Below are 26,927 nucleotides of genomic sequence, written 5' to 3'. Positions count from 1 at the left end.
GAGATGCAGCCGAGCATGGCTCGGCGCTACAGAGGGGCGAACGGCAGTCGAGCATGGCTCGACTCTACAAAGAGCGAACAGCCGTCCAGCAATCGCGTCGTTACAACTGGATCCAGGTAGCCTTGATCTCGCTGTACTTGTCGAACGCATGCAGTGACTTGTCCCGCCCATTGCCGGACTGCTTGTAACCACCAAACGGGGCGGTCATGTCGCCACCATCCCAGCCGTTCACCCAGACACTACCCGCGCGCAACTGCCGCGCGACCCGATGGGCGCGGCTGAGATCACGCGTCCACAGGCCCGCGGCCAGGCCGTAGCGACTGTCATTGGCCAGGCGCACCGCTTCGGCCTCGTCGTCGAAGCCGAGTACGGCCAGCACCGGCCCGAATACTTCCTCACGCGCCAAGGCCTGCTCCGGGCGCACCTGGTCGAACACTGTCGGCTGCACATAGCTGCCGCCGGCCTCGACCTCGGCCCGTCGCCCACCCAGCAGCAGCCGCGCGCCCTCGCCTTCTGCGCGTGCGATATCGTCCATCACCTTGTGCAGATGCGCGGCATCCACCAGCGCGCCCATCGGTGCATCGGCCTCCAGCGGATGCTGCGGCTGCATGTGCTGGCCATGGGCGATCACCTGATGCACGAAATCCTCGCGGATCGAGCGCTGGACCAGCAGCCGGGAGCCGGCAGTACAGACTTCGCCCTGGTTGAAGAAGATGCCCTGTGCCACCGCCTTGGCGGCGACGTCCAGATCGGGGGCGTCGGCGAACACCACATGCGGGCTCTTGCCACCGCATTCCAGCCAGACCCGCTTGAGGTTGGATCGCCCGGAATACTCCAGCAGCTTCGCGCCGGTGGCAGTGGAACCGGTGAAGGCCAGCACGTCCACATCCATGTGCAGGGCCAACGGTTCACCGACGCGCGCACCGTGGCCGGGCAACACGTTCAGTACGCCCTCCGGCAGGCCCGCCTCCGCGGCCAGTGCGGCCAGCCGCAGCGCACTCAGCGGTGACCGCTCGGAAGGCTTGAGCACCACCGAGTTGCCCATGGCCAAGGCCGGTGCGATCTTCCAGCACGCCATCAACAGCGGGAAATTCCACGGCACGATGGCCGCCACTACCCCAGCGGCCTCGCGCGTGACCAGCCCCAGCTCGTGCGGGCCGGTGGGCGCGACCTCACCGTACAGCTTGTCCACCGCTTCGGCGGTCCAGCGTAGGCAGCGCACCACGCCGGGCAGGTCGATACGGCGCGCGTCACGCACCGGCTTGCCCATGTCCAGGGTTTCCAGCAGGGCCAGTTCATCGGCGTGCGCGTCCACCAATGCCGCCAGCGCCAGCAGCACGCGCTTGCGATGGGCCGGAGTGGCCTGCGACCAGTGGCCCGCCTCGAAGCTGCGTCGCGCGGCCAGGACCGCGCGCTCGACATCCTGCGCGTCGCAGTCGGCAACCGCAACCAGCACGCGACCGTCGATCGGGCTGATGCAGTCGAAGCGGGCGCCACTGGCGGCATCGACATAGCGGCCGTCGATGAAGGCCTGGCCCGGCATCGACAGCTGGAGGGCCAGCGCCTGCCAATGGCTACGGTCGGGGAAATCAGCCATGGGAAGCTCCAACATTCAACGAGCCTTGGTTATACCGGGACCGCCGCGACTCCGCCGTGACGCGGCTGCGCTACATTCGTCGCATCGGACCCGACGGAGCTGGCATGAAGCGTCCCGAAAGCGACCTGCACGACCTGGCCACCCAGCGCCCCGAGTCACTGGACGCGTACTGGATGCCGTTCACCGCCAACCGCCAGTACAAGGCCGCGCCGCGCATGCTGGTACGCGCCGAAGGCATGCACTATGAGGATGTCGACGGCCGCCAGATCCTCGATGGCACTGCCGGCCTGTGGTGCTGCAACGCCGGCCATGCCCGCCCACGCATTGTCGAGGCTATCGTCGAGCAGGCACGCACCCTCGACTATTCGCCGGCCTTCCAGATGGGCTCACCGCCGGCCTTCGCGCTGGCGCAGCGGCTGGCCGCACTGGCTCCGGGCCCGCTCAACCATGTGTTCTTCACCAGCTCCGGCTCCGAGGCGGTGGATACGGCGATGAAGATCGTGCTGGCCTACCACCGCCAGCGTGGCGAGGGCCAGCGCACCCGTTTCATCAGCCGCGAGAAGGCCTATCACGGCGTCGGTTTCGGCGGCATGGCACTGGGCGGGCTGCCCAACAACCGCAAGCCGTTCGGCCTGCAACTGGGTGGCGTCGATTACCTGCGGCACACCCTGGACCTGCCGCGCAATGCGTTCAGCAGGGGCCTGCCACGCCAGGGCGCGGAGCTGGCCGACGATCTGGAACGACTGATCGCGCTGCATGATGCGTCAACGATTGCCGCCGTATTCGTTGAACCCATCGCCGGTTCGGCCGGGGTCATCCTGCCCGCGCCGGGCTACCTGCAGCGCCTGCGCGAGCTGTGCGACCACCACGGCATCCTGCTGGTGTTCGATGAGGTCATCACCGGCTTCGGCCGGGTTGGCATGCCGTTCGCCGCGCAGCGCTTCGGGGTCACCCCGGACCTGCTGACCTTTGCCAAGGCGGTCAGCAACGGCGCGGTGCCTCTGGGTGGCGTGCTGGCCAGCGACGCCGTGCATACCACGCTGATGCAGGCCCCGCCGCAGGCCATCGAGCTGTTCCATGGCTATACCCATTCCGGCCATCCGCTGGCCTGCGCCGCAGCGCTGGCGACGCTGGACGTCTATGCCGAGGAGCGCCTGTTCGAGCGTGCCATCGAGCTGGGCGAGTACTGGCAGGAACGGCTGCATGCGCTGCAGGGCCTGCCCAACGTGATCGACATCCGCAACTTCGGGCTGGTCGGCGCGGTCGAGCTGGCACCGCGCCGCGATGCTCCCGGCAGCCGTGGCTACGAGGTGTTCCGGCGCTGCTTCCACGATGGCCGGTTGCTGGTGCGCTGCACCGGCGACATCATCGCGCTGTCGCCGCCACTGATCGTGGACAAGGCACAGATCGACAAGATCACCGGCACCCTGGGCGAGATGATCCGGGCCACCGCCTGAGCCCGGGCCGGCGGTGGCGAGCGGGTACAATGGGCGGTTCCGCTCCTGCTCGCTGCCGTGCCCATGAATATCGTCGTCAAAGAAGAACTCAAGGCCTATATCGACCCGCTGACCGCGGACGAACATGACGCGCTGGAGCGCAGCATCCTGGCCGAAGGCTGCCGCGATGCGCTGGTGCTGTGGGGTGATGTGCTGGTCGATGGCCACAACCGTTTCGGCATCTGCCAGAAGCACGGCCTGCCCTTCAACACCGTGCAGAACACCCGTTTCCAGAGCATGGAAGACGTGCACCTGTGGATGATCGAGCAGCACCTGGGTCGCCGCAGCGTGTCCGATTTCCAGCGCGGTGTGCTGGCGCTGCGCAAGCGCGACATCCTGGCCGCCCGCAAGCAGGTCGAGCAGGCCCAGCTGCAGCGCGAGAGCGACGGCACCGCCGACGTCGTCGTAGACGCGGGTGAGGACAGCCCGCCGTGGGAACCGGCGCCGAAGATCAGCCGCGCCGAGCTGGCCCGCGAGGCCAAGCTGAGCACAAGCCAGGTCGGCATGATCGAGCGCATCCACGCCCAGGCCGCGGCCGAGGTGGTGGAAGCGGTGAAGGCCGGCGTGATCTCGATCAGCGCCGCTGCGGCCGTGGCCGACCTGCCGGAAGACGAGCAGCGCGCTGCCGCCGCCGGTGGCAAGGACGAGCTGAAGCAGGCCGCCAAGCGCGTGCGCGAGTCCAAGCGCAAGCCGCGCGCACCGAAGCCTGAACCAGCCGAGATGGATTTCGAAGAACCCAGCGAGGACGAGGTGGCCAGCCGCGATGCCGAGGTTCTGTCGGCACTGGAACAGCTGGGCGAGGATGCACCGGCCCTGCGCCGTCGCGTGGTCGCGCTGACCCGCGAGAACGACACCCTGCGCGCGCAGCTGGCCGCGCTGCGCAAGCAGCTGGAAGCGCTCTAAGCGCTCTCGACGCGCTTCTGTAGAGCCGAGCCCATGCTCGGCTGCTCTTTGCCACGCGCAAGGCAGCCGAGCATGGGCTCGGCTCTACAGGCAGACCTCACCGCGCTGCGGGTAGACTCGTGCAATGACGCCTGCCCACGATCCGCGCCGCGCTCAGCTGCGGCGCCTGAAAGCCCTCGCGCTGGGCCTGTTGCTGTTGATGCTGGCCGGTTTCGCAATCAGCCACTGGCAGGGCGAGCGCGGTATCTGGGCCTGGGTCTCGGCCTTCTGCGAAGCAGCGGCCGTGGGCGCGCTGGCCGACTGGTTCGCGGTCGTCGCGCTGTTCCGGCGGCCGATGGGCCTACCGATCCCGCATACCGCAATCATCCCGCGCAGCAAGGAACGCATCGGCGACAGTCTCGCCCTGTTCGTGCGCGACCAGTTCCTGGAGCCGGGTGTGCTGCTGGCCAAGCTGCAGGTGTTCGATCCAGCCAGCCGCCTCGGCAGCTGGCTGGCCGACCCGGCGCGCTCGCGGATGCTGGCCGACATGGCCCGCGGCTGGGCCCTGCAGGCGCTGGATTTCTTCGACGAAACCGCCGTGCGCCGCCAGCTGCACGCCTTCGTGGTGCAGCAGCTGCGGCAGTGGAATGCCGCCGCCACCGCCGGTGAGCTGCTGGCCCTGCTGACCGCCGATGGGCGCCACCAGCGCGTGCTGGACGAGGGCCTGCAGCGGCTGGGGCGCTGGCTGGAGCAGCCGGAAGTGAAGGAGCGCGCCTCGCAGCTGATCGTGCGTTACATCCAGCGCGAATGGCCGACGTTGTCGAGCACGGTGAACTGGGTCAAGCCGATCGATGAGATCGGCGACAGCCTGGCCGAGCGCCTGGCGCGGGCGGTGCTGGAAGAGCTGCAGCAGGTGCTGGCCGAACCGCAGCATCCGCTGCGCCAGGACTACGAGAGCTGGCTGCAGAACTACGTGCAGCGCCTGCGCGAGGACCCGGCCCTGGCCGAGCGCATCGAGCAGCTCAAGCAGGAAATGATCGACCACCCTGCCCTGCAGGACTACGTGCAGGGCCTGTGGGCACGCATCCATGCCAGCCTGCGCGCCGATCTGCAGCGTGAGGATTCGGCGCTGGTCGGGCACCTGCAGCGCAGCCTGGCCTCGCTGGGCAGCAGCCTGCAGGCCGATCCCGCCCTGCGCGACGCGCTGAACCAGCATCTGCTGGAGGGCGCCCAGCGTCTGACCGGCCGCCTGCGCGAAGGCGTGACCACGCATATCGCGCAGACCGTGAAGAGCTGGGACGAGCGGCACCTGGTCGAGCAGCTGGAACTGAGTGTGGGTCGCGACCTGCAGTTCATCCGCTTCAACGGCACCCTGGTAGGTGGCCTGATTGGCCTGCTGCTGCATGCCGCAACAGTAGTGTTCAGGTTCTAGGAACCCATCCGGCAGTCGATCCACGCCCTGCGTGGAGGGCGGAGTTCGTCACGCTTGATTAACGAAATGCGAATGCCTATCATTTGCTAATCGGTTGTACGCTTAGCCAAGCGGGGCACGGAAGCACGCACCTACCCGCCCCTTCGCCCGTGTACATCCCCCGACTACCGGGTCGCCCGCACCAAGCGGGTGGCGCACTGTCGATGGGACTCGCTGGGCGACGTGCGCGGAGCGCATGGCTGCTGTGTCTGCGCATTCCATCGCCTGTTTCGTCCTGCATGGAATCGCACCGATGGCAACGCCGCTGAACCTCCCTCGTCCCACTCTGCTGGCCCTGGCCGTGACCGCACTGATGATCGCCCCGCTGGCCCACGCCGACGGCACCGCCGAATCCTCCGCGCGCACGCTGGACACCGTGAAGGTGACCGCCGATGGCGAGATTCCCAACAGCTACACGGTCAAGGGCGCGCGCAGTGCGACCAAGCTGGACCTGTCGCTGCGCGAGACACCGCAGTCGGTAACGGTGATCACCCGCCAGCGCCTGGACGACATGGGCCTGTTCTCGCTGTCGGACGTGATGGGCCAGGTCACCGGCGTCAGCGTGTCGGTCACCGACAGCGAGCGCATCAACTATGTCTCGCGCGGCTACACCATCGACAATTTCCAGATCGACGGCATGCTCAACACGTTCGGTGGCTCGGTCAAGACCAACACCGACAACGTGATCTACGAGCGCATCGAAGTGATCCGCGGCGCCACCGGCCTGACCACCGGCGCCGGCGATCCGTCCGGCACCATCAGCATGATCCGCAAGCGCCCCACCGACACCTTCCAGATGGGCGCCAACCTCACCGTGGGCCGCTGGAACAACCGCCGCCTGGAAGCCGACCTCGGCGGCCCGGTCGCCTGGGACGGACGCATCCGTGCGCGCGTGGTCGCCGCCAAGCAGCAGAGCGATTCGTTCCGTGATGTCTATGCGCTGGACAAGGACGTGTTCTACGGCATCGTGCAGGCCGACCTGAGCGACAGCACGCTGTTCGAGGTGGGTTACGAATACCAGTCGCCGCGCACCACCGGCGTGACCTGGGGTGTGGTGCCGTACTGGGGCGCCGATGGCGCGCCAGCCAACCTGCCGCGCTCGACCAACCTGTCGGCCTCGTGGAGCGCGTGGCCGATCGTGGAGAAGACCAGCTTCGCGCGCCTGGAGCAGCAGCTGGGCAACGGCTGGTCGGTGAAGGGCAACCTCAGCCACGCGGTGCGCGATACCGATGGCAGCGTCTGGTACGGCGCGGCCGGCTATCCGCGTGCCGATGGCACCGGCATAACGGCCTACATCTCGCACTTCAACCAGCACAGCACGATGGACGTGTTCGACGTCAACGTGGGGGGGCCGTTCAAGCTGTTCGGTCGCGAGCATGAGCTTGTATTCGGCCTGGGCCAATCGGTTCGCAAGGGCGAATCGGAAGCTATGGATTTCAACTACGACACGGCCTATGCGAAGGTGCCTGACTGGCGGCACTGGACCGGCAACGTCCCGGTGTTGCCGGTCACCCGTCTCGGCCGCCTGTCATCACAGGATGAGCTGCGCCAGCGTGCCGCCTACCTCGCCGCGCGCCTGCGGCTTGCCGACCCGCTGCTGGCCGTGGTCGGCGCACGCTACGGCAGCTGGGAAACCCGCACGTGGGAGTATTCCTACGACGCCGCCGGCAACCGCACTGGCACCAAGCGCAGCGGCTACAAGCCCGACGATACGCTCACCCCGTATGCCGGCCTGATCTACGACTTCAACTCGACGTTCAGCGCCTACGTCAGCTACACCGACATCTTCAAGCCGCAGGGCTACCGCGACCGCAACGGCAACTACCTGGAGCCCATAGTCGGCAACATGTACGAAGCGGGCGTCAAAGCGGAATTCTTCGGCGGCCTGCTCAATGCCTCCGCCGCCGTATTCGAGGGCAAGCAGGACAACATTGCCGAGATGGATGATTCGGTTCCAGCCAACTCGCTGCCCGGCGGAGAGCAGGCCTACCGCTCCACCGCCAAGGGCAACAAGGTCAAGGGCTGGGAGATCGAAACCCAGGGCAGCATCGGCGAGCAGTGGAACGTCTCGGCAGGCTTCGCCCACACCGTCATCCGCAACAAGGATGGCGTGCTGCAGCGGACTACGACCCCGCAGGACACGCTCCGCCTCAACACCAGCTGGCGCCCCGGCGGCATCGAAGGCCGCTTCTGGCTCGGTGGTGGCGTGACCTGGCAGAGCCGTATCTGGAACACCAGCACCAAGGCGGATCGCAGCAAGGCCAACATCACCCAGGACGCCTTCTACCTGGTCAACCTCGCCGGTGGCTACCGCTTCAACGAAAATTTCAGCGCCCAACTGAACATCAACAACCTGCTGGACAAGAAGTACTTCAACAACGTCGGTTTCTACAACGGCGTGTACTGGGGCGAACCACGCAATGTCACCGTGACGCTGCGCTGGAAGCTCTGAACCCGTTGGATGGCGCTGGTTCTGCGACCAGCGCCCGGCCACGGATGGCCAACCCCGGCGCACTGCGGTGCGCCGGTCCCTTTTCACTGAAACCTGCAGGAACGCCGTGGACCGCTCGCCCGCAACCGCCAGCCCCCGCACCTTCTTCTCCAACCCGCGCTGGGGCGTGCTGTCACGCTCGTTGGCTGCAATCTTCGGCGGCTATGCGCTGGCTTCGGCCACCAGCGTGTTCTGCGCGGTGGCGCTGCCCGGCGCACGCGGGCAGACCGTGCTGACCGGCATGCTGCTGGCCATTCTGGTCGCCGCCTGCGCGGCGTTGTGGGCGTTCGCCACCCGCAGCGCGCTGCGTGCGTGGGTCGGCATTCTCGCTCCCGCCCTGCTGATGACTGCCATCGCGCGCATGCTGGGGGCCTGGGCATGAAGAACGGATTCCGCCAGTCGATGGCCTGGCTGCACACCTGGACCGGCTTGCTGGTCGGCTGGTTGCTGCTGCTGATTTTCATGGCCGGCACGGCCAGCTACTACCGCGAAGAAATCAGCCGCTGGATGCGCCCGGAGCTGCCGTCCAGCAACGTCAGCATCGACGTCGCCGCGCAGCGCGCGGTGGACTACCTGCAGGCCAACGCCGCGCAGGCCGAGAACTGGTTCGTCACCCTACCGCAGCCGCGCAACCCGGCCATGCAGATGTTCTGGCGACTGCCCCCGGAACTGGCCGACCCCAGCCGTGGCCGTCGAGGCGGCTTCGGCGATGCCACGCTCGACCCCAACACCGGCCAGGCACTGAAGGCCCGTGAGACCCGCGGCGGTGATTTCTTCTACCGCCTGCACTTCGACCTGCACTACATCCCGGTGCTGTGGGCACGCTATCTGGTCGGCTTCTGCGCGATGTTCATGCTGGTGGCGATCATCACCGGCGTCATCACCCACAAGAAAATCTTCAAGGACTTCTTCACCTTCCGCAAGGACAAGGGCCTGCGCTCCTGGCTCGATTTCCACAACGTCAGCGCGGTGATGGCCCTGCCCTACCACGCGATGATCACCTACACCGGCATCGTCACGCTGATGATCATGTACCTGCCGTGGGGCGTGAAAGTCGCCTACCCGCAGGACGAGGACAAGTTCTTCAGCGAAGCCTTCGGCGGCATGCCGGAGGTGACCGCGCCGGCCGAAGGCCGCGCAACACCGCTGCCGATCGCGCAACTGCTGGACAGCGCGCGTGCGCATTGGCACGGCGTGGAAGTGGCCGGCTTCACCGTGTCCAACCCGGGCGCGGCCAATGCGGTGATCGACATCCGCCAGCGTGATGGCAAGCGCCTGTCCACCGACACCCCGGCCGTGCGCTACGACATGGTCAGCGGTGCATTGCTGGAAGAAACACCGCCCTCCGGTGGCGCCACCGCCACCCGCGGCGTGCTGTACGGCCTGCATCTGGCACGCTTTGCCGACTGGGGCCTGCGTGCACTGTTCTTCCTGTCCGGCCTGGTCGGCTGCCTGATGGTCGCCAGCGGCGTGGTGCTGTGGGCGGTGAAGGAACGTCCCAAGCATGCCAAGAGTGGCCGCATCGGCTTCGGCCTGCGCCTGGTCGATGCGCTGAACATCGGCACCGTGGCCGGCCTGCCGATCGCCTTTGCCGCCTACTTCTGGGGCAACCGCCTGCTGCCGCTGGACATCGCCGAGCGCTCGAGTGCGGAAGCCAACGTGTTCTTCTACGCTTGGGGCGGCGCGCTGCTGGCCGCTTTCATCTGGCCGAAGCGGATGATGTGGGCGTGGCAGCTGTACCTGGGCGCGGCGGCGTTCGCGCTGGTGCCGGTGGTCAATGCGCTGACCACGCACGCGCATCTGGGCATCACCCTGCGCAACGGCGACTGGGTACTGGCCGGCTTCGATCTGTCGATGATCGCGTTCGGTGCGATGCTGGCGCTGTGCGGCTGGCGCATGCAGCGCTGGACGCCGCCATTGAGTGCGGCCGAGAAGAAGAAGCGCGCGGCCGCAGCCGCTGCACCCAAGGCACCGGTCGAAGCGGCGGAAGCTGCCGAAGCGGAGGCCAGCGCATGATGCTGCTGGCTCTGACGCTGTCGTTCTCCGCGTTCACCGCCCTGTCGCTGGCGATGGAAAAGCACCAGCACGACCTGCACGGCAAGGCTGCAGCTCCCCCGGCACGGCGCACGCAGTGGCGGGCGCTGGGTTGGGCCCTGCTGACGGTGGCGTTCGCGTTGTGCGTGGTCGACCATGGCTGGGCGATGGGCCCGGTGCTGTGGCTGGGCACGATGACCCTCGGCGGTGTGGCGCTGTCGTTCGGGCTGTACCCGTACCGACCGAAATGGATCGCGCCGCTGGCGATCACGCTGCCCGTGGCCGGGCTGCTGGTGGCGTTGGTGTAGCAGAGCCACCGGGGTCGGATCCCTTGCGCGCAGCGCAAGGGCTCTGACCTCTGGCACGTAGATCCGGATGGGGTCAGAGCCCCTGCGCTTCGCGCAGGGGATCCGACCCCGGGCGTCGGCTTACCCCAACCGCTTCAGTTCCCACGCGCGGTGGATGCGCGCGTTGCGCTCGAAATCCGGACCGATGGTGCGCGCGGTGATCTCGCGGCACTGGGCGAATTCGGCGATGGCGTTCTCTTCCAGCTTGAAGCGGCGGAAGTTGTTCGAGAAATACAGCACGCCGCCCGGTGCCAGCCGCGCCACGGCTGCGCGCAGCAGCTTCAACTGCTCGCGCTGCACATCGAAGTCATCGGCACGCGCGGAGTTGGAGAAGGTCGGCGGGTCGCAGAAGATCACGTCGTACTGGCCACGGTCGCCTTCTAGCCAGGCCATGGCATCGGCCTGCACCAGCAGGTGCTGGTTGCCGCCCTGCCCGTTCAGCGCCAGGTTGTCGTAGCACCACTGCAGGTAGGTGGCCGACAGGTCGACGCTGGTGGTGCTGGCGGCACCGGCCACCGCGGCCTGCACGCTGGCCACGCCGGTGTAGCAGAACAGGTTGAGGAAACGCTTGCCGCGCACCTGCTCGGCCATCATCCGGCGCAGCGGGCGATGGTCGAGGAACAGGCCGGTATCGAGGTAGTCGAACAGGTTCACCTGCAGCAGCGCGTTGTTCTCGCGCACCACGATGAACTCGTCACGCTGCTCGAAGCGGCCGTACTTGCTGCCGCCCTTGCCGCGCTCGCGCGACTTCATCGAGACCTGCTCCGGCGGCACGCCGAACACTTCACGCGCAGCGGCCAGCAGTTCGTTGCGGCGACGGCGCACGTCGTTCTCCGGAATGGCGGCCGGTGCGGCGTATTCCTGCACGTGCAGGAAGGTACGGCGCTTGCCGCCGTCTTCCTCGTAGACGTCGATGGCGGCGGCGTACTCCGGCAGGTCGGCGTCATAGGCGCGGAAGCAGGTGATGTCCTCGCGGGCACGCCAGCTCTTGAACTTCTTCAGGTTCTTGCGCAGGCGGTTGGCCACCATCTGCGCACCTTCGCTCAGCTCGCGTGGCTGTGCCGGATCGCGGCCCGGCACCGCGATCGGGTCGCAGACGATCAGCGCGCATTCCAGCGCACCGTTGAACATCTGGTACTTCTTGCCCGCACGCAGGCCGGTGGCGAAGGCCAGCTCGTCGTTGCCGCACAGCAGGCTGGCACGCCACTGCGGCACGGCCTTCTGCAGGGCGTTGCCCAGTGCGCGGTACAGCGCCGGATCGGCGGCCAGGCGCTCATCGTACGGCGGGTTGCAGACCACCGCGCCGATCTCCTGCTCCGGCGCGGCCAGGTCGGCGACGTCGGCGCGGGTGAAGCGGATCGCGTGGGCGACACCCGCCACTTCCGCGTTCTCGCGTGCCGCCTGAATCGCGGTCGGGTCGATGTCGCTGCCATGGATGACCGGCTTCAGCGCGGCCAGGCCTGCGGCCTCACGGTCACGCGCTTCGCTCTGGATGGTCTTCCAGGCGGCCTTGTCGAAGCCCAGCCAGCGGCTCGGCGGCAGGCTGCCATGGCGCATCAGGCCGGGAGCGACGTCAGCGGCCATCAGCGCGCCCTCGATCAGCAGCGTGCCGCTGCCGCACATCGGGTCCAGCAGGCCACCACCGGCGGCGTGCAGGCGCGGCCACTGCGCGCGCAGCAGCAGCGCGGCAGCCAGGTTTTCCTTCAGCGGTGCCTCGTGGGCGGCACCGCGCCAGCCACGGCGATGCAGCGGGCCGCCGCCGAGGTCGATCGACAGCGAGGCGCGGCCCTTGCGCAGTGACAGGTTGACGCGCACGTCCGGCAGGTCGGTGTTGACCGAGGGGCGTTCCAGCCCCTCATCGCGCATGCGGTCGACGATGGCGTCCTTGATCCGCTGGGCGGCAAAGCGGGCGTGGGTGATCTTGTCGCCGGACACATGTGCGTCCACCGCCAGGGTCATCTCCGGCTTGATGTGCTCATGCCACGGCAGCGCACGCACGCCGTCATACAGGGCCTGCTCGTCCGGGCACTCGAACTCGTCGATCGGCCACAGCACGCGGCTGGCCAGGCGCGACCACATCACGATCCGCAGCGCCTGCTCCAGTTCGCCCTCGGCGTTGACGCCGGCAATGGTGGCAGTGGCCTTGGCAAGGCCCAGGGCCGACAGTTCATCGGCAAGCAGGTATTCCAGGCCCTTGGCGCAGGAGACGAAGAATTTCACGGGATCGGTTCGCAGGTGGTCGGGCGCGGCACAGGGGCCGGGCCAGTCGGAAAGGAGGGCCGTAGGCACGGCCGGCAGGCCCGCGCCGGGGGCGGCGGGGCTGCCATTGTAGTCAAAGCGGGCGGGCGCACCGTGCGCCCGGGCTTCACAGTTGCCGCAGCAATCGCTCGAAGGCCTGCGCGGAGGCCTCCACGTGGTGCTCCAGGCGGTGACCGTCGTCGACCAGCAGCAGCTGCGCCGAACGCGCCTGCGCCCAGGCAATCACCCCGGCGGCCGGTACCACGTCGTCATGCCAGGCCTGCACCACCGTGATCGGCACCGCCGCGGCATCCAGCGCCGGCATCGGGCCCATGGTGGTCGGCGGCACCATCAGGAACAGGCCGGCCACAGGCACCTGCAGCGAGGCGATGGCGGAGATGTAGGCGCCCAGGCTGGAGCCGGCCAGCACCACCGGGCCCTGCTGGGCGGCGATGGCGGTACGTTCCACCAGGCGCTGCAGCCGGGTGCGCACGTCACCCACCCGGCTGACCTCGCTCATCGCGTCCAGGTCGGTGTAGTCCGGGCGTTCATGGGTCCAGCCCAGGCGTTGCGCCACGTCGGCCAGCGCGGTGACCTTGGTCGCTTCCGGGCCGCTCTCGAAACCGTGGGACAGGATGCAGTGGCCGCGGCTCATGCACGCGCTCCGTGGGAGCGGGTCGGCGGCGAAAGAAGAGGCAGGTTCATGCCGCAATGCTAGCATCGCTGGATGCCCAACCCGCTCCTTCCCGGCCTGCAGCTGCAGCCCCTGCCCTATCAAGACCGCCTGCCGCTGCGCGACCCGGCCACGCTGGAGATGGTGGTGATCCACTGCACCGAGCTGCCCGATCTGGCGATGGCCCGCGAGTACGGCGAGCGCGTGCTGTATGACAGCGGCGCCGGCAACAGCGGCCACTTCTACATCGACCGCGATGGCAGCGTGGTGCAGTACGTCGCACCGGAACGGGTGGCCCACCACGTGCGCGGCATGAACGCGCATACGCTGGGCATCGAGCTGGTCAACACCGGGCGCTACCCGGACTGGCTCGACAGCCGCCATCAGGCGATGGACGAGGCCTACACCGAGGCACAGCTGGCGGCGCTGGAGGCGCTGCTGCTGGCGCTGGTGGCGCGCTATCCGTCGCTGCGGCGGATTGCCGGGCACGACCAGCTGGATCTGGAGCAGGTGCCGGCCAGCGATGATCCGACGCTGATGGTGGCGCGCAAGCGTGATCCGGGACCGTTGTTCCCGTGGGCGCGGGTGCTGGCGAAGGTGCCACTGCAGCCGGTTGGGTGAGGGTTTGCAGGGCTGCGCCCTGCACCCGCAGAAGCAACGTCAACGTCAACGTCAAGAGCTCGCATTCCGAGGGATGGCGGGGTGGGTCCGGTTGCGGGGGACGCCGTAAACCCGTCCCTGGGGGCTTGGCCGCGGCATCCATGCCGCGGACACCCCCGCAACCGGACCCACCCCGCCTTCGACAGATTTCTGCCGCTGTTGGTGGGTGCCGACCGTTGGTCGGCACGGGGTCGAATCGATCGGAATCGGCTTTTGTAGAGTCGAGCTATGCTCGACTGCTCTTTGCGTGGATATCGAGACGATAGAGTCAGGCGCCGCTGGCCACCGGGCGGCTGCTGTCGCTCACCCAGCCGCTCCAGGAATCGGCATAGATGCGTGCGCCGCTCAGTCCTGCGCTTTCCATCGCCAGCAGCAGGTGGCAGGCGGTCACGCCGGAGCCGCACATCAGCACCACCTGCTGCGGATCACGGTTGCCGATCACGCCCTGAAGTTCGGCGCGCAGCTCCTGTGCATCACGCAGGCGGCCGTCGGCGACGTTCAACGCAAACGGGCGGTTGACCGCGCCGGGTACGTGGCCGGCGACCGGGTCCAGCGGCTCGACTTCGCCGCGGAAGCGTTCGCCCGCGCGTGCGTCGACCAGCCAGCCCGGCGCGTGCTTCAGGCGTGCGCTGATCTCCTCGGCATTGGCGATCTGGGTGGTGTCGAAATGGCCCGGGTAAGCTGGCAACGTCGTCACTTCAGCCTGGCCGCTCGCCAGCGCGTGGCCAGCCTCCTGCCAGGCGGCGATGCCGCCGTCGAGCACGGCCACTTTGGTGTGCCCGATCAGGCGCAGCAGCCACCACAGGCGCGAGGCGGCCATGCTGCCGTCGCTGCCGTCGTAGACCACCACCTGGGTGTCGGGACCGATACCCCACTGGCCAAGCTTCGCCGCGAAGGCATCGCTGTCCGGCAGTGGATGACGGCCGTGGCCGCTGCGGGTCAGATCCGACAGGTCACGATTGAGGTCGGCGTACACCGCACCCGGAACGTGCCCCGCCAGATACTGGCCGCTACCCGCCTGCGGGTCGGCCAGCGAGGACCGCGCATCGACCACACGTACAGCGCTGCTGGCAGTGGCACGTGCATCGACGACACGTACGCCCTCACCCAATGCAGCCGCCAGGCTGGCGACATCGACAAGCGTGGTCCACGGCGGATCGATCGGCTTCATTGCACTTGCTCCAGGCGGCGACGCAGGTTGTAGAGAATGGCGGCGGTCGCGCCCCAGATACGCTGGCCGGGCCAGCCGTACTCAAGGACGTGGCGGATGCGGCCGCGGTGATTGATTTCGACCTGGCGCAGATTGTCTGCGGCCATCAGGTAGGCCAGCGGCACTTCGAACACTTCGGCCACTTCGCTGGGCTGCGGCACCGGCACGAAGTCCGGATCGACCACGGCCACCACCGGCGTGACCCGGTAGCCGGTGATCGTCACAAAGGGATCGAGATAACCCAGCGCCTGCACTTGCCCCGGAGCCAGTGCGATTTCTTCCTGGCTCTCGCGCAGCGCGGCCGCCAGTGCGTCGCGGTCATCGGGTTCGGTGCGCCCGCCGGGGAAGCCGACCTGGCCACCATGCTGGCGCAGGGTTTCGGTGCGACGGGTAAGGATGACCTGTGCGCCATTGGCGCGCGGCACGATGCCGGCCAGTACGGCGGCTTCCACAGGTGGCCCCGGCGGCAGCAGGTCGATCAGCTCACTGCGGTTCCAGCCATCGCCGGCCGGCGGTTCGGCCAGTGGATGCAGCGCGCGCATCAAGCGTTCGTGATCGGCCAGCGAGCCGCGCAGTGATTGCTGCAGCTGTTCACGCAGGGGTTGCACACGATGCAGGATGCGGCTGCGCTCCTCGTTGCTCATCGACGACCACCGTGCGATTTCATCGATGTGCCGCCCGCAGCCGGTGCATTGCCGGTCCGGATCCAGCGTGCACACTCCGATGCAGGGACTTGCGACAACACGCGCCGTTTCTTCCATTGTTTGCACCCGGCAACAGTAGCGCGATCGGGCTGAATTTGCGCGGGGTGAAGATGCGGTGCGTGGCACCGTCGCGCTCCGCGCAAACAAAAACGCGCCGGTGGAATCACCGGCGCGTTTCGTTTACGGCTTCGATTTACTTGACGCTGACCAGCTTGATCTCGAACTGCACAGCCACGTTCGGCGGGAACGGGGTGCGCGGGTCGGCACCGTAGGCCTGGTCCGGCGGCAGGGTGACTTCCCACTTCGAGCCTGCCGGCATCTGCAGCAGGGTCTCGCGCATGGCCTTCATTTCGACTTCGCTGACCTTGATCGACGGAATCTGCTGGGCCGGGCGGGCTTCGGTCGGGCGCTGGCCGTACGGGAACGGACCGGCCACTTCCAGCTGCACGGTGCTGGCCTGGGTCGGCTTGGCGCCCTTGCCAGCTTCGATCACGCGGTACTGGACGCCGCTCGGCAGGGACTGCACGCCGGCCTTGGCCTTGTTCGCCGCGACGAACTGATCGCTCTTGGTCTTGTTTTCGGCAGCAGCCTTTTCGTACTCGGCCTTGGCAGCCTGGGCACGGCCCTGCTCGCGCTTCTGGAACGCTTCAACGGCCGGCTTCAGCTGGTCGGCGGTGATCGCCGGCTGCTTCTTGGCGTAGGCGTCCTGCAGACCCTTCACCACCGAGTTGATGTCCAGCTGCTCACCACGACCGGTCAGCTCCGCCAGGTTGTTGCCGTAGTCGTAACCGAAGTAGTAGCTCAGCTTGCCCTTTTCGGACGAGACGTCCTGGGCGAAGGCATTGCCCGTCAGGGCCAGGGCCGCGACGGCGACCGCGATAGAACGCAACTTCATCAAACAGTTCTCCAGGGGTGGTAACTCAGGGACGTTCTGCGCCGCCCTGAGGCGACGGGTTAGGATAACGGGCACAACGTGTAACCGCTACTCACGATGCAGGCTAAGACCCGTCTGCGTTGGCGGAGTTCAATCTCACTTTTTTTTAACGTTTCAGGAGTTTTCCCGTGGCCGATGCCCTGATCGCTGTCGCCGACGACGGCGCCATCCGCACCGTGACCGTCCAGCGCCCGGACAAGCTCAACGCCTTGAATGCCGCGACCCTGCAGGCGCTGGCCGAGGCATTCAGCGCCGCCGCTGCCGACCCGGACGTGCGCGTGGTGGTGCTGACCGGTGCCGGTCCGAAGGCGTTCGTGGCCGGGGCCGACATCGCCGAGATGAACACACTCAGTGCGGTTCAGGGACGTGATTTCTCCCTGCTCGGCCAGGCCCTGATGCGCCAGATCGAGCGCATGCCCAAGCCGGTGATCGCGCGCGTGAACGGCTTCGCTTTGGGCGGCGGGCTGGAGCTGGCCATGGCCTGCCACCTGCGCATCGCTGCCGATACGGCCAAGGTCGGGCAGCCGGAGATCAATCTCGGCCTGATTCCCGGCTTCGGCGGCAGCCAGCGCCTGCTGCGCCTGTGCGGCCGCGCCGCCACCCTGGAGCTGTGCCTGCTGGGTGCACCGGTCAACGCCGCGCGTGCGCTGGAACTGGGCATCGTCAACGAGGTGGTGCCGGCCGACGCGCTGGACAACCGTGTGCAGGACGTCGCCCGCCAGTTGGCACGCTCGGCGCCGCTGGCCCTGCGTGGCCTGCTGGATGCCGTACACGTGGGTGGCGAATGCAGCCTGGAGGCAGGACTGGAGTACGAAAGCGCGCAGTTCGGCCTGCTGTTCGCCACCGAGGACATGCGCGAAGGCACCAGCGCGTTCCTGCAGCGCCGTCCGCCGGCCTTCCAGAACCGCTGACGCCATGGCATCCCGACCCGACCCCGCGCAGCTGTTCGCCCGGGTCCAGGCAGACGATCTCGATGGTGCCCTGCAGGCAGGCCTGATGGACTACGTCGCCCGCGCCGGCGACGAACAGCTGCTGCCCGGCCACCCGGACCTTCCGCGACGCCTGCAGCAGGCGCAGCAGCAATTGCATACGGCCTGGGCCGCACGCGAACGCTACCGTGCGCGTGCGGTGCGGCTGGCACGGCGCGAAGCCGAGCGCGACGCACGCCGTACGCCGGCCCCGGCGCCGGACGTGAAACCCGCCCTGCCCGCCGCAGCCGCCGCCATCCTCGCCCGGGCCAAGGCCCGCGCCAGCGGCAAGGAGCAGTAATGGCCACCATGAAGAAGACCGCACGCGCCCCGGCGCGGCGTGGCGGCACGATGCCGCGCGCCGACGTGGTGGAAATGTTCACCCGCCTGCGCGAACTCAATCCACACCCGAAGACCGAACTGGAGTACAGCTCGCCGTTCGAGCTGCTGGTGGCGGTCGCGCTGTCGGCGCAGGCCACCGACGTCGGCGTCAACAAGGCCACGCGCCGTCTGTTCCCGGTCGCCAACACGCCGGCGAAGATCCTCGCACTCGGCGAGGACGGGCTGAAGCAGTACATCGCCACCATCGGCCTGTTCAACGCCAAGGCGAAGAACGTGATCGCCACCTGTGCGATCCTGCTGGAGAAGCACGGCGGTGAAGTGCCGCGCGATCGCGATGAACTGGAAGCGCTGCCAGGCGTTGGACGCAAGACCGCCAACGTGGTGCTCAACACTGCGTTCGGCGAGCCGGTGATGGCGGTGGACACACATATCTTCCGCGTATCCAACCGCACCGGCCTGGCGCCAGGCAAGAACGTGCGTGAAGTGGAAGACAAACTGGTGAAGGTGATTCCGGCCGAGTTCCTGCTCGACGCGCATCACTGGCTGATCCTGCACGGGCGTTATGTGTGCAAGGCGCGAAAGCCGGATTGCCCGGGCTGCGTGATCGCCGACCTGTGCCGGTTCAAGGAAAAGACCACGGCCGAGGTGTGACCGCGTTCGTGGTGTGACAAAACAAAGACGGCGGGCACAAGGCCCGCCGTCTTTGCTTGTAGACAAGGGTGCTTCAGGACATCAGAACGACAGGTCGCCCCAGACGCCGAATTCCTTGGTCTTGTCGTTCTTCTTGTCGCTGGCGTTGGCCAGGTGCGTGTACTTGTACACGGTCGACAGCTTGAGGTTCTTCATGACCGGGAACTCGACGCCGACGTTCCAGTACTTGTCGCTCAGGGTCGGGTCCAGGGTCTTGCTGACGTCGGTGTCATCGTAACGACCGAACACGTTGATGCCGCCGTCGGTGACGCGCACGCTGCCCCACACCGACCAGCCACTGGTCTTGTCGGTGGCAACGGTCATCACGTTGTTGAGGTTCTTGGCCTGGAAGTACTCGCCACCGACGCGGAAGTCGCTGCTGGCGTAGGCCACCATCGCATTGGCGCGGGTGTAGGTGTTCTCGGCGCTCTGGATGTCGGTTTCCTTGCCCAGCTTGCCGCTGTAGCCACCAACGGCCACCACGAAGTTCTCGTTCGGGGTATAGGCCGCGCGGCCTTCCACGTCCATGCCCTTGCTGCGGGTCGGGTTCTTGTAACCGGCGCCGGACACGACCGAGACCGCGTAGTTGAAGTTGTTGCCCAGGTTGCCGAAGCCATGCAGGCCCCAGTCGGACGAGTTGCCGTACTTCAGGCGGTCGGTCAGGGTGTTCTCGACATAGCGCATGCCGTAGAACTTCTCGACGTACGGGATCCACGGCATGTCGGCGGCGCCGACGCGCAGGTTGAAGGCCGGGTCGAAACTGCCCTGCACGTAGGCCTTCTTGACGAACAGTTCGGTGTTGCCGATGGCCGAGCTGTACTGGAAGTCGGTGGTCAGGTTGGCCGACCAGATGTCGTTGAACTTGTGATCGACGGTCAGGTAGAAGCGCTTGACGTCCAGACCGGTGCCGCTGGCGGCGGTGTCCTTGCCGTTGCTGGTCTTGTCGATGTTGGTCAGGTCAAAGAACATGCGACCGCCGATCTTGTTGTCATTGACCAGCTTGGCCAGCTTGTCGACGCTGGTCTGGGTCTTCTGTGCACCTTCCAGGGCCTGCGCCTGAGTGATGTTCACTTCGGACTGCGCGTCGGACTGCGCCTGCAGCGCCTGCGAATCGTTCTGCAACTGCTGGACCTGGGCCTGCAGCGCAGCGATCTGTGCCTGCAGCTGCTGCAGCTGTGCCTGGGATACGCCCGAGCTGGCGGGGGCTGCGAAGGCGTCGGCGGAAACCAGACCGAGGCTTGCAACGACCGCGGCGGCGAGCAAATGGGAACGCATTTTGGATTTCTCCAGAGAGTTGGAATGGCTTGGGCAGAACGCCACGCCGGCAGGCCGGTCAAGCGTTTTGCGAACGTTCCGTTAAAACCATGACAGCCGAATGACAGATTGAGCACCAACCACAGATTTCTTCGTGCGGTCATGCGTACGACTCATTTGTGGCTACATGCTTGTCGATCCCTTGCGGCATATGGCGTGACGTATCAGCGTCCGTGCCCGGGCCGGTCGCCGCGCGACCTTCACCGGCATTGCTGGTTTCGTGTGGATGACGCGGCATCACTGCGGAATGCCGGGCAGGGTCGGCATTGACGACCGCACCGGACAGGCCATCAGCGACATATAGAACGTGATCGCAACCGGCTTATGTCCGTTTCCGGTGCATTGGCCATCACGTCGCCCGCAGCACTCAGAACCTTCACGCCCCTGCTGTGCGGGCACCGGGCAGCGCTGTAACGGTTGCGTCATACAACGGTCCCTGCGCTGTCATCGAACCGTTATGGAATGTGCGCCGGGCGGGTAACCCCGCATCCCAATCAACCCAGGAGCCACCCCGTGATCCACGCCTTCAAGTCGCGCGTTGCCGTTGCCGTCTTCGCAGCGTCGTCCGTGTTCGCCGCCAACGCCGCTGAAATCACCGGCGCGGGCGCCTCGTTCATCTACCCGGTGATGTCGAAGTGGTCGGCCGACTACAACGCCGCCACCAGCAACAAGGTCAACTACCAGTCGATCGGCTCCGGCGGTGGTATCGCCCAGATCAAGGCCAAGACCGTTGATTTCGGCTCCTCCGACGCCCCGCTGAAGCCGGAAGAACTGGCCGCTTCGGGCCTGGCCCAGTTCCCGTCGGTGATCGGCGGCGTGGTGCCGGTGGTCAACGTGGCCGGCATCGCTCCGGGCGCGCTGAAGCTGGACGGCACCGTGCTGGCCAACATCTTCCTGGGCAAGATCAAGACCTGGAACGACCCGGCCATCGCCGCGCTGAACCCGGGCGTGACCCTGCCGAGCGCCAAGATCACCGTCGTGCACCGCTCGGACGGCTCGGGCACCACCTTCAACTTCGTCAACTACCTGTCCAAGGTCAGCCCGGAATGGAAGACCTCGGTGGGTGAAGGCACCTCGGTCCAGTGGCCGGCCGGCATCGGTGGCAAGGGCAATGAAGGCGTTGCCGCCTACGTGAAGCAGATCAAGGGCGGCATCGGCTACGTCGAACTGTCCTACGCGCTGCAGAACAAGCTGTCGTACACCGCGATGAAGAACGCTGCCGGCCGCTTCGTGCAGCCGAGCGACACCTCGTTCGCTGCCGCTGCCGCCAGCGCCGACTGGGCCAGCGCCAAGGACTTCTACCTGGTGATGACCAACGCCCCGGGCGCCGAGTCCTGGCCGATCACCGCCACCAACTTCATCCTGGTGCACAAGAAGCCGAAGAACGCTGCCAACGGCAAGGCCACCCAGGAGTTCTTCCGCTGGGTCTACAAGAGCGGCGACGCCCAGGCCCGCCAGCTGGACTACGTGCCGCTGCCGGACAGCCTGGTCCGCCAGATCGAGACCTACTGGTCGCAGAACCTGAAGTAAGCAAGCGCGTTCCCCCGCAGGAACGGGATCGGCGGGTCCTCTCTCCCCCGCCGATCCCACCCCGGGCGCGAGATCCTCGAGATCTCGCGCTCTTCTTGTTTTTTCGGGGTTGGTCGTGAAGAGCGTTTGCGCCTTCGCTGATCCGTGGGTGAGTCGGTTGGCCAGGGCGTGCAGGACACGCCGTACACCCGTTCTTGGGGGCTCGGCCACGGCATCCATGCCGTGGACGGTCCTGCACGCCCTGGCCCACCGCCTCTGGACAGTTCATCGCGGGCGCGGTGGGGTCATGGAAGGCAGGAGCAGGAGCAAAGCAAGAGCGCTTGTAGAGCCGAGCCCATGCTCGGCTGATCATGGCCCGGCCTCGGGCGGAGCCGAGCGTGGGTTCGGCTTTACCTTCCCCGGCCGTCATATCGGTGCGCAGATCGGGGGGTTTCCGGGCACCTGCCGGATTGGTACCAACCCTGTGAAACCCTTGTCAGAACGTGATCCAGGACACCTCTGTCATGGTCGTAATACGGCTGTAACAAAAACATCATTTCATAGCCGCATCCGCCGACACCGTCGGCTCTACCCCGCTATGGAGTGACCATGAAACTGCACTCGGCCGGCCTTGCCGCCCTTTCCCTGGCCATCGCCCTGGGCCTGTCGGCCTGCGGTGGCGACAAGCAGGCCGCGCAGCAGCCGGCTGCCGACGGTGCCGCTGCCCCGGCCGCCGCCGGTGCCAAGGTGACCGCCGAAGTGTCCGGTGCCGGCGCGTCCTTCATCTTCCCGCTGGTCTCCAAGTGGTCGGCTGACTACAACGCCAGCACCGGTGCCAAGATCAACTACCAGTCGATCGGCTCGGGCGGCGGTATCGCCCAGATCAAGGCCGGCACCGTCGACTTCGGTTCCTCCGACAAGCCGCTGAGCAGCGAAGAGCTGGCCCAGGCCGGCCTGGCGCAGTTCCCGTCCGCCATCGGCGGCGTGGTGCCGGTGGTCAACATCGAAGGCCTGGAAGCCGGCAAGCTGCGCCTGAGCGGCGCCCTGCTGGCCGACATCTTCCTGGGCAAGGTCAAGACCTGGAACGACCCCGCCATCGTCGCCGCCAACCCGGGCGTGAAGCTGCCGGAAGGCAAGATCACCCTGGTCCACCGTTCGGACGGTTCGGGCACCACCTTCAACTTCTCCAACTACCTGTCCAAGGTCAGCCCGGAGTGGAAGAGCAAGGTCGGCGAAGGCACCTCGGTGCAGTGGCCGGACGGCGTCGGTGGCAAGGGCAACGAAGGCGTTGCTTCCTACGTGAAGCAGATCAAGGGCTCCATCGGCTACGTCGAACTGGCCTACGCCCTGCAGAACGGCATGCCGTACACCGCCATGCAGAACGCGGCCGGCAACTGGGTCGCGCCGAGCGCGGAAACCTTCGCCGCCGCGGCCGCCAGCGCCGACTGGGCCAGCGCCAAGGACTTCAACCTGGTCATCACCAACGCTCCGGGCGAGCAGGCGTGGCCGATCACCGCCACCAACTTCATGCTGATGCAGAAGCAGCCGAAGGACGCCAAGCGCAACCAGGACACCCTGGCCTTCTTCAAGTGGGCCTTCGAGAACGGCCAGGCCCAGGCCAACGAGCTGCACTACGTGCCGCTGCCTGCCGAACTGGTCAAGCAGATCGAGGCCTACTGGACGACCGACCTGAAGTGATGGACACGACGGTGCCCGCCCCGCGCGGGCACCGCCTCTTCCACGCCGTGCCGCCCCGCCCCTTCCTGGCCCTGCCGTCCCCATGAATGCCATCGCCCAGCCTGTAGCAGCCCCGTCCACGCGTGATACGCGTGATGCCCGCAACGACAAACTGTTCCGATGGGTGCTGGTCGGCACCGTCATCTTCGTCCTGATCGCCCTGGCCTGCGCCGCGCTGTCGATGCTGTGGGGCGGCCGTCATGCCCTGCAGATGCAGGGCCTGAGCTTCTTCTTCTCCGCTGACTGGAATCCGGTCGAAAACAAGTTCGGCGCTCTCGCCCCGATCTACGGCACCCTGGTCACCGCGCTCATCGCGATGGTCATCGCCGTGCCGGTCAGCTTCGGCATCGCCTTCTTCCTCACCGAAGTCGCGCCGCGCTGGCTGCGTGGTCCGATCGGTACCGCCATCGAACTACTGGCCGGCATTCCCTCGATCATCTACGGCATGTGGGGCCTGTTCGTGCTGGTGCCGGTGATGACCGAGTACGTCACCCCGTTCCTCAACGAAACCCTGGGCGAGATGCCGATCATCGGCCCGCTGTTCCAGGGCCCGCCGCTCGGCATCGGCATGCTCACCGCCGGTTTCGTGCTGGCCATCATGGTCATTCCGTTCATCTCCTCGGTGATGCGCGAAGTGTTCCTGACCGTGCCGACCCGACTGAAGGAATCGGCCTATGCGCTGGGTTCCACCAAGTGGGAAGTGAGCTGGGACATCGTCCTGCCCTACACCCGCTCGGCGGTGATCGGCGGCATCTTCCTCGGCCTCGGCCGCGCCCTGGGCGAAACGATGGCGGTGGCCTTCGTGATCGGCAACAGCGTGCGCCTGTCGCCGTCGCTGCTGGAACCGGGCACCACCATCGCCGCGCTGATCGCCAATGATTTCGGCGAAGCCACTGAAACCTACCGCTCGGCCCTGCTGCTGCTCGGCTTCGTCCTCTTCATCGTCACCTTCGTGGTGCTGGCCATCGCCCGCCTGATGCTGATGCGCCTGTCCCGCAAGGAGGGCAACTGATGTCCACCACCGCTGATTCGCTGTACCTTCGCCGCCGCATCGGCAACGTCGTTGCGATCACCGCTTCCTGCGCCACCGCGCTGTTCGGCCTGTTCTTCCTTGGCTGGATCCTGTTCACCCTGGCCTCGAAAGGCCTGGCCGGCATCAACTGGGATCTGTTCACCAAGATGACGCCGCCACCGATGCAGGAAGGCGGCCTTGCCAACGCCTTCTTCGGCAGTGCCGTGATGTGTGCGCTGGCGATCGGCATCGGCACCCCGCTGGGCGTGCTGGCCGGTACCTGGCTGGCCGAGTACGGCAACGCCCGCAAGGCCGGCACCGTGGTCCGCTTCGTCAACGACATCCTGCTGTCGGCCCCGTCCATCGTGCTCGGCCTGTTCGTCTACACCCTGTACGTGATGCAGACCGGCGGCAACTTCTCGGCGTTCGCCGGTGCCCTGTCGCTGGCCTTCATCGTGCTGCCGGTGGTGGTGCGCACCACCGACGAGATGCTGCGCCTGGTGCCCTCGCAGATGCGTGAAGCGGCCCTGTCGCTGGGCATCCCGCAGTGGAAGGTGATCGTGCAGGTGCTGTACCGCAGTGCCTCGGCCGGCATCATCACCGGCATCCTGCTGGCGCTGGCCCGCATCTCCGGCGAGACCGCGCCGCTGCTGTTCACCGCCTTCGGCAACCAGTACTGGAACAACAACATCTTCCAGCCGATGGCCTCCGTGCCGGTGGTGATGAACCAGTTCGCCGGCAGCCCGTATGAATCCTGGCAGGTCCTGGCCTGGGCAGGTGCCCTGGTGCTGACTGTCTTCGTGTTGCTGGTCAGCCTTGCCGCCCGCGGCATCCTGCTGCGCAACCGTATCTCCCATGACTGACCTTTCCGTGGATAACGCCATGAACGACCTTTCCAACGCCGTGCCGATGCAGCGCATCGCCGTGCCGTCCTCGCACGAGAGCCTGCACACGCCGTCGCCGGTGAAGCTGGCTGCGCGTGGACTGGACTTCTACTACGACAAGTTCCACGCCCTGAAGGGCATCAACCTGGAAATTCCGGAAAAGCGCGTGACCGCGCTGATCGGTCCCTCCGGTTGCGGCAAGTCGACCCTGCTGCGCATCTTCAACCGCATCTACGCGCTGTACCCGAAGCTGGAAGCGCGCGGTGAAGTGCTGCTGGACGGCGAGAACATCCTGTCGCCGAAGTACCCGATGAACCGCCTGCGCAGCAAGGTCGGCATGGTGTTCCAGAAGCCGGTGCCGTTCCCGATGACCATCTTCGAGAACGTGGCCTACGGCATCCGCCACCACGAAAAGCTGAGCAAGGCCGACATGGCCGACCGCGTCGAGCAGGCGCTGCGCCAGGGCGCGCTGTGGGACGAAGTGAAGGACAAGCTGGGGCAGAGCGCGCTGGGCCTGTCCGGTGGCCAGCAGCAGCGCCTGTGCATCGCCCGTGCCGTGGCGCTGCGCCCGTCGGTGCTGCTGCTGGACGAGCCGACCTCGGCGCTGGACCCGATCTCGACCAGCCGCATCGAGCAGCTGGTGGAAGAACTCAAGCACGAGTACACCATCGTGATCGTCACCCACAACATGCAGCAGGCCGCGCGCGTGTCCGACTACACCGCCTTCATGTACCTGGGCGACCTGATCGAGCACGACCGCACCGAGGTGATCTTCTCGCAGCCGTCGCAGCGGCAGACCGAGGACTACATCACCGGTCGCTTCGGCTGAAACGGCAGTCGAGCGTGGCTCGGCTCTACAGACAACGGCAGTCGAGCATGGCTCGACTCTACAGAGTGGAACAACCATGAATCTTCCCAACGACCACATCGTCAAGAGCTACGACGAAGAGCAGCAGCGCCTGGTGGCCGAAATCGTGCGCATGGGCGAGATGGCCGTCGCCCAGCTCGAAGCGGCGATGGACGTGATCGAGAAGCGCGACGAGAACGCCGCCCATCGCATCATCGCCAACGACGAAGCGATCGATGCGCTTGAGCAGCAGATCAGCCACGACGTGATGCGCCTGGCGCTGCGTGGCCCGATGGCGCGCGACCTGCGCGAGATCCTCGCCGGCCTGCGCATCCCGGCCGACATCGAACGCATCGGCGACTATGCGGCCAACGTCGCCAAGCGCTCGATCGCGCTGGGCAAGGTGCCGCCGCTGCCGCAGATCCAGGGCCTGCGCGCACTGGGCCGCCTGGCCGCGCAGCAGGTGCGCCGCGCCATTGCCGCCTACCGCGACAACGACGCCGACGCCGCACTGGCACTGCGCGAGGACGATGCCCGCCTGGACGCGCAGTACACCGCGCTGTTCCGCGAGCTTCTGACCTACATGATGGAAGACCCGCGCAACATCACCCCGTGCACGCACCTGTTGTTCATGGCCAAGAACCTGGAGCGCGTGGGTGACCACGCCACCAACATCGCCGAGAACGTGTGGTTCCTGGTGCACGGCGAGCAGCCGCTGCCGCCGCGCGAGAAGCGCGACGAGACCTCCAGCACCGGCCAGCCCTGACGCTGCACTGCAACACCGGAGTCGACTCCAAGGTGGCCGCTGTCCTGGTGACAGCGGCCTTCCTGTTTCTGGGCGTTCCACCCGCATTGTGGGCGCCGGGCTTGCCCGGTGCGAACCTTCC

General features: G+C 66.8%; 24 protein-coding genes. 17 read left to right on the top strand and 7 right to left on the bottom strand.

The features are described from left to right. Window positions 1-100: 100 nt before the first annotated feature. Window positions 101-1,597: an aldehyde dehydrogenase gene (locus tag N5D20_RS14545; RefSeq protein ID WP_197579948.1), complete on the bottom strand. Its 1,497-nt coding sequence runs from the start codon at window positions 1,595-1,597 to the stop codon at window positions 101-103. 104 nt (window positions 1,598-1,701) lie between these two features. Between N5D20_RS14545 and N5D20_RS14540 the strand changes: the two genes are divergently transcribed. The 7 genes from N5D20_RS14540 to N5D20_RS14510 all read left to right on the top strand — a co-directional run bounded on the left by N5D20_RS14540 (window position 1,702) and on the right by N5D20_RS14510 (window position 10,279). Then, window positions 1,702-3,054, top strand: a complete 1,353-nt coding sequence (locus N5D20_RS14540) for an aspartate aminotransferase family protein (protein ID WP_197579950.1) — start codon at window positions 1,702-1,704, stop codon at window positions 3,052-3,054. A gap of 63 nt (window positions 3,055-3,117) precedes the next feature. Next, window positions 3,118-3,996, top strand: a complete 879-nt coding sequence (locus N5D20_RS14535) for a plasmid replication/partition related protein (RefSeq protein WP_197579952.1) — start codon at window positions 3,118-3,120, stop codon at window positions 3,994-3,996. A 124-nt stretch (window positions 3,997-4,120) separates the two neighbouring features. Beyond that, window positions 4,121-5,407 (top strand): DUF445 family protein, encoded by a 1,287-nt coding sequence (locus N5D20_RS14530; RefSeq protein WP_197579954.1) that lies wholly within the window; start codon window positions 4,121-4,123, stop codon window positions 5,405-5,407. Between the two features lie 292 nt (window positions 5,408-5,699). Beyond that, window positions 5,700-7,898, top strand: a complete 2,199-nt coding sequence (locus tag N5D20_RS14525) for a TonB-dependent siderophore receptor (RefSeq protein WP_197579956.1) — start codon at window positions 5,700-5,702, stop codon at window positions 7,896-7,898. A gap of 106 nt (window positions 7,899-8,004) precedes the next feature. Further along, a complete protein-coding gene (locus tag N5D20_RS14520) occupies window positions 8,005-8,319 on the top strand; it encodes a DUF3649 domain-containing protein (protein WP_049412523.1) in 315 nt (104 codons plus the stop codon). Next, window positions 8,316-9,953 (top strand): PepSY-associated TM helix domain-containing protein, encoded by a 1,638-nt coding sequence (locus tag N5D20_RS14515; protein WP_197579958.1) that lies wholly within the window; start codon window positions 8,316-8,318, stop codon window positions 9,951-9,953. The genes N5D20_RS14520 and N5D20_RS14515 overlap by 4 nt, the downstream gene beginning before the upstream one ends. After that, window positions 9,950-10,279, top strand: coding sequence for a DUF3325 domain-containing protein (locus tag N5D20_RS14510; protein ID WP_197579960.1), 330 nt, complete (start codon window positions 9,950-9,952; stop codon window positions 10,277-10,279). The genes N5D20_RS14515 and N5D20_RS14510 overlap by 4 nt, the downstream gene beginning before the upstream one ends. Window positions 10,280-10,399: 120 nt before the next feature. Here the strand turns inward: N5D20_RS14510 and rlmKL are convergent, their stop codons facing one another. Together rlmKL and N5D20_RS14500 are read right to left on the bottom strand one after the other, a co-directional pair. Then, entirely contained in the window at window positions 10,400-12,538 is a 2,139-nt protein-coding gene (gene rlmKL, locus N5D20_RS14505) for a bifunctional 23S rRNA (guanine(2069)-N(7))-methyltransferase RlmK/23S rRNA (guanine(2445)-N(2))-methyltransferase RlmL (protein ID WP_019336679.1), read from the bottom strand. Between the two features lie 145 nt (window positions 12,539-12,683). Further along, complete coding sequence (locus tag N5D20_RS14500) at window positions 12,684-13,211, bottom strand: alpha/beta hydrolase (RefSeq protein ID WP_053442761.1); 528 nt, start codon at window positions 13,209-13,211, stop codon at window positions 12,684-12,686. A gap of 72 nt (window positions 13,212-13,283) precedes the next feature. Between N5D20_RS14500 and N5D20_RS14495 the strand changes: the two genes are divergently transcribed. After that, the gene (locus tag N5D20_RS14495) at window positions 13,284-13,850 is read left to right on the top strand and encodes an N-acetylmuramoyl-L-alanine amidase (RefSeq protein ID WP_053442760.1); all 567 of its coding nucleotides are present in this window, start codon (window positions 13,284-13,286) and stop codon (window positions 13,848-13,850) included. A 307-nt stretch (window positions 13,851-14,157) separates the two neighbouring features. On the opposite strand, the gene N5D20_RS14490 is transcribed toward N5D20_RS14495, so the two are convergent. The 3 genes from N5D20_RS14490 to N5D20_RS14480 all read right to left on the bottom strand — a co-directional run bounded on the left by N5D20_RS14490 (window position 14,158) and on the right by N5D20_RS14480 (window position 16,698). Then, window positions 14,158-15,060, bottom strand: coding sequence for a sulfurtransferase (locus N5D20_RS14490; RefSeq protein ID WP_197579624.1), 903 nt, complete (start codon window positions 15,058-15,060; stop codon window positions 14,158-14,160). After that, window positions 15,057-15,860 carry a CoA pyrophosphatase gene (locus N5D20_RS14485; protein WP_197579625.1) on the bottom strand — a complete coding sequence of 268 codons (804 nt, stop codon included), beginning with the start codon at window positions 15,858-15,860 and terminating at the stop codon, window positions 15,057-15,059. The genes N5D20_RS14490 and N5D20_RS14485 overlap by 4 nt, the downstream gene beginning before the upstream one ends. Window positions 15,861-15,996: 136 nt before the next feature. Further along, window positions 15,997-16,698, bottom strand: a complete 702-nt coding sequence (locus N5D20_RS14480; RefSeq protein ID WP_094000159.1) for an FKBP-type peptidyl-prolyl cis-trans isomerase N-terminal domain-containing protein — start codon at window positions 16,696-16,698, stop codon at window positions 15,997-15,999. A 167-nt stretch (window positions 16,699-16,865) separates the two neighbouring features. On the opposite strand from N5D20_RS14480, the gene N5D20_RS14475 reads away from it, so the two are divergent. The 3 genes from N5D20_RS14475 to nth are packed head-to-tail and all read left to right on the top strand — an operon-like array spanning window position 16,866 to window position 18,698. After that, entirely contained in the window at window positions 16,866-17,648 is a 783-nt protein-coding gene (locus tag N5D20_RS14475; protein ID WP_197579626.1) for an enoyl-CoA hydratase-related protein, read from the top strand. A gap of 4 nt (window positions 17,649-17,652) precedes the next feature. Then, entirely contained in the window at window positions 17,653-18,006 is a 354-nt protein-coding gene (locus N5D20_RS14470; protein WP_197579627.1) for a hypothetical protein, read from the top strand. Then, window positions 18,006-18,698: an endonuclease III gene (gene nth, locus N5D20_RS14465; RefSeq protein ID WP_197579628.1), complete on the top strand. Its 693-nt coding sequence runs from the start codon at window positions 18,006-18,008 to the stop codon at window positions 18,696-18,698. Before N5D20_RS14470 ends, nth begins: the two co-directional genes overlap by 1 nt. An 81-nt stretch (window positions 18,699-18,779) precedes the next feature. On the opposite strand, the gene N5D20_RS14460 is transcribed toward nth, so the two are convergent. Then, the gene (locus N5D20_RS14460) at window positions 18,780-20,012 is read right to left on the bottom strand and encodes a porin (RefSeq protein WP_054171361.1); all 1,233 of its coding nucleotides are present in this window, start codon (window positions 20,010-20,012) and stop codon (window positions 18,780-18,782) included. Between the two features lie 552 nt (window positions 20,013-20,564). Here N5D20_RS14460 and pstS (N5D20_RS14455) point away from each other — a divergent pair. From pstS (N5D20_RS14455) to phoU, 6 genes are all read left to right on the top strand, one after another. Further along, window positions 20,565-21,581 carry a phosphate ABC transporter substrate-binding protein PstS gene (gene pstS, locus N5D20_RS14455; RefSeq protein ID WP_197579629.1) on the top strand — a complete coding sequence of 339 codons (1,017 nt, stop codon included), beginning with the start codon at window positions 20,565-20,567 and terminating at the stop codon, window positions 21,579-21,581. 588 nt (window positions 21,582-22,169) lie between these two features. Beyond that, window positions 22,170-23,258 carry a phosphate ABC transporter substrate-binding protein PstS gene (gene pstS, locus N5D20_RS14450; RefSeq protein ID WP_197579630.1) on the top strand — a complete coding sequence of 363 codons (1,089 nt, stop codon included), beginning with the start codon at window positions 22,170-22,172 and terminating at the stop codon, window positions 23,256-23,258. A gap of 82 nt (window positions 23,259-23,340) precedes the next feature. Further along, window positions 23,341-24,309, top strand: coding sequence for a phosphate ABC transporter permease subunit PstC (gene pstC, locus N5D20_RS14445; RefSeq protein ID WP_197579631.1), 969 nt, complete (start codon window positions 23,341-23,343; stop codon window positions 24,307-24,309). Next, window positions 24,309-25,172, top strand: a complete 864-nt coding sequence (pstA, locus tag N5D20_RS14440; RefSeq protein WP_032127902.1) for a phosphate ABC transporter permease PstA — start codon at window positions 24,309-24,311, stop codon at window positions 25,170-25,172. Before pstC ends, pstA begins: the two co-directional genes overlap by 1 nt. 19 nt (window positions 25,173-25,191) lie before the next feature. Then, window positions 25,192-26,022, top strand: a complete 831-nt coding sequence (gene pstB, locus N5D20_RS14435; RefSeq protein WP_005408788.1) for a phosphate ABC transporter ATP-binding protein PstB — start codon at window positions 25,192-25,194, stop codon at window positions 26,020-26,022. A gap of 76 nt (window positions 26,023-26,098) precedes the next feature. Next, window positions 26,099-26,806, top strand: coding sequence for a phosphate signaling complex protein PhoU (phoU, locus tag N5D20_RS14430; RefSeq protein WP_008265615.1), 708 nt, complete (start codon window positions 26,099-26,101; stop codon window positions 26,804-26,806). Window positions 26,807-26,927: the final 121 nt, after the last annotated feature.

The sequence above is a fragment of the Stenotrophomonas sp. GD03877 genome (assembly GCF_029840555.1).
Lineage (GTDB): Bacteria > Pseudomonadota > Gammaproteobacteria > Xanthomonadales > Xanthomonadaceae > Stenotrophomonas > Stenotrophomonas geniculata.
This window is presented reverse-complemented; position numbering and strand designations above follow the sequence as displayed.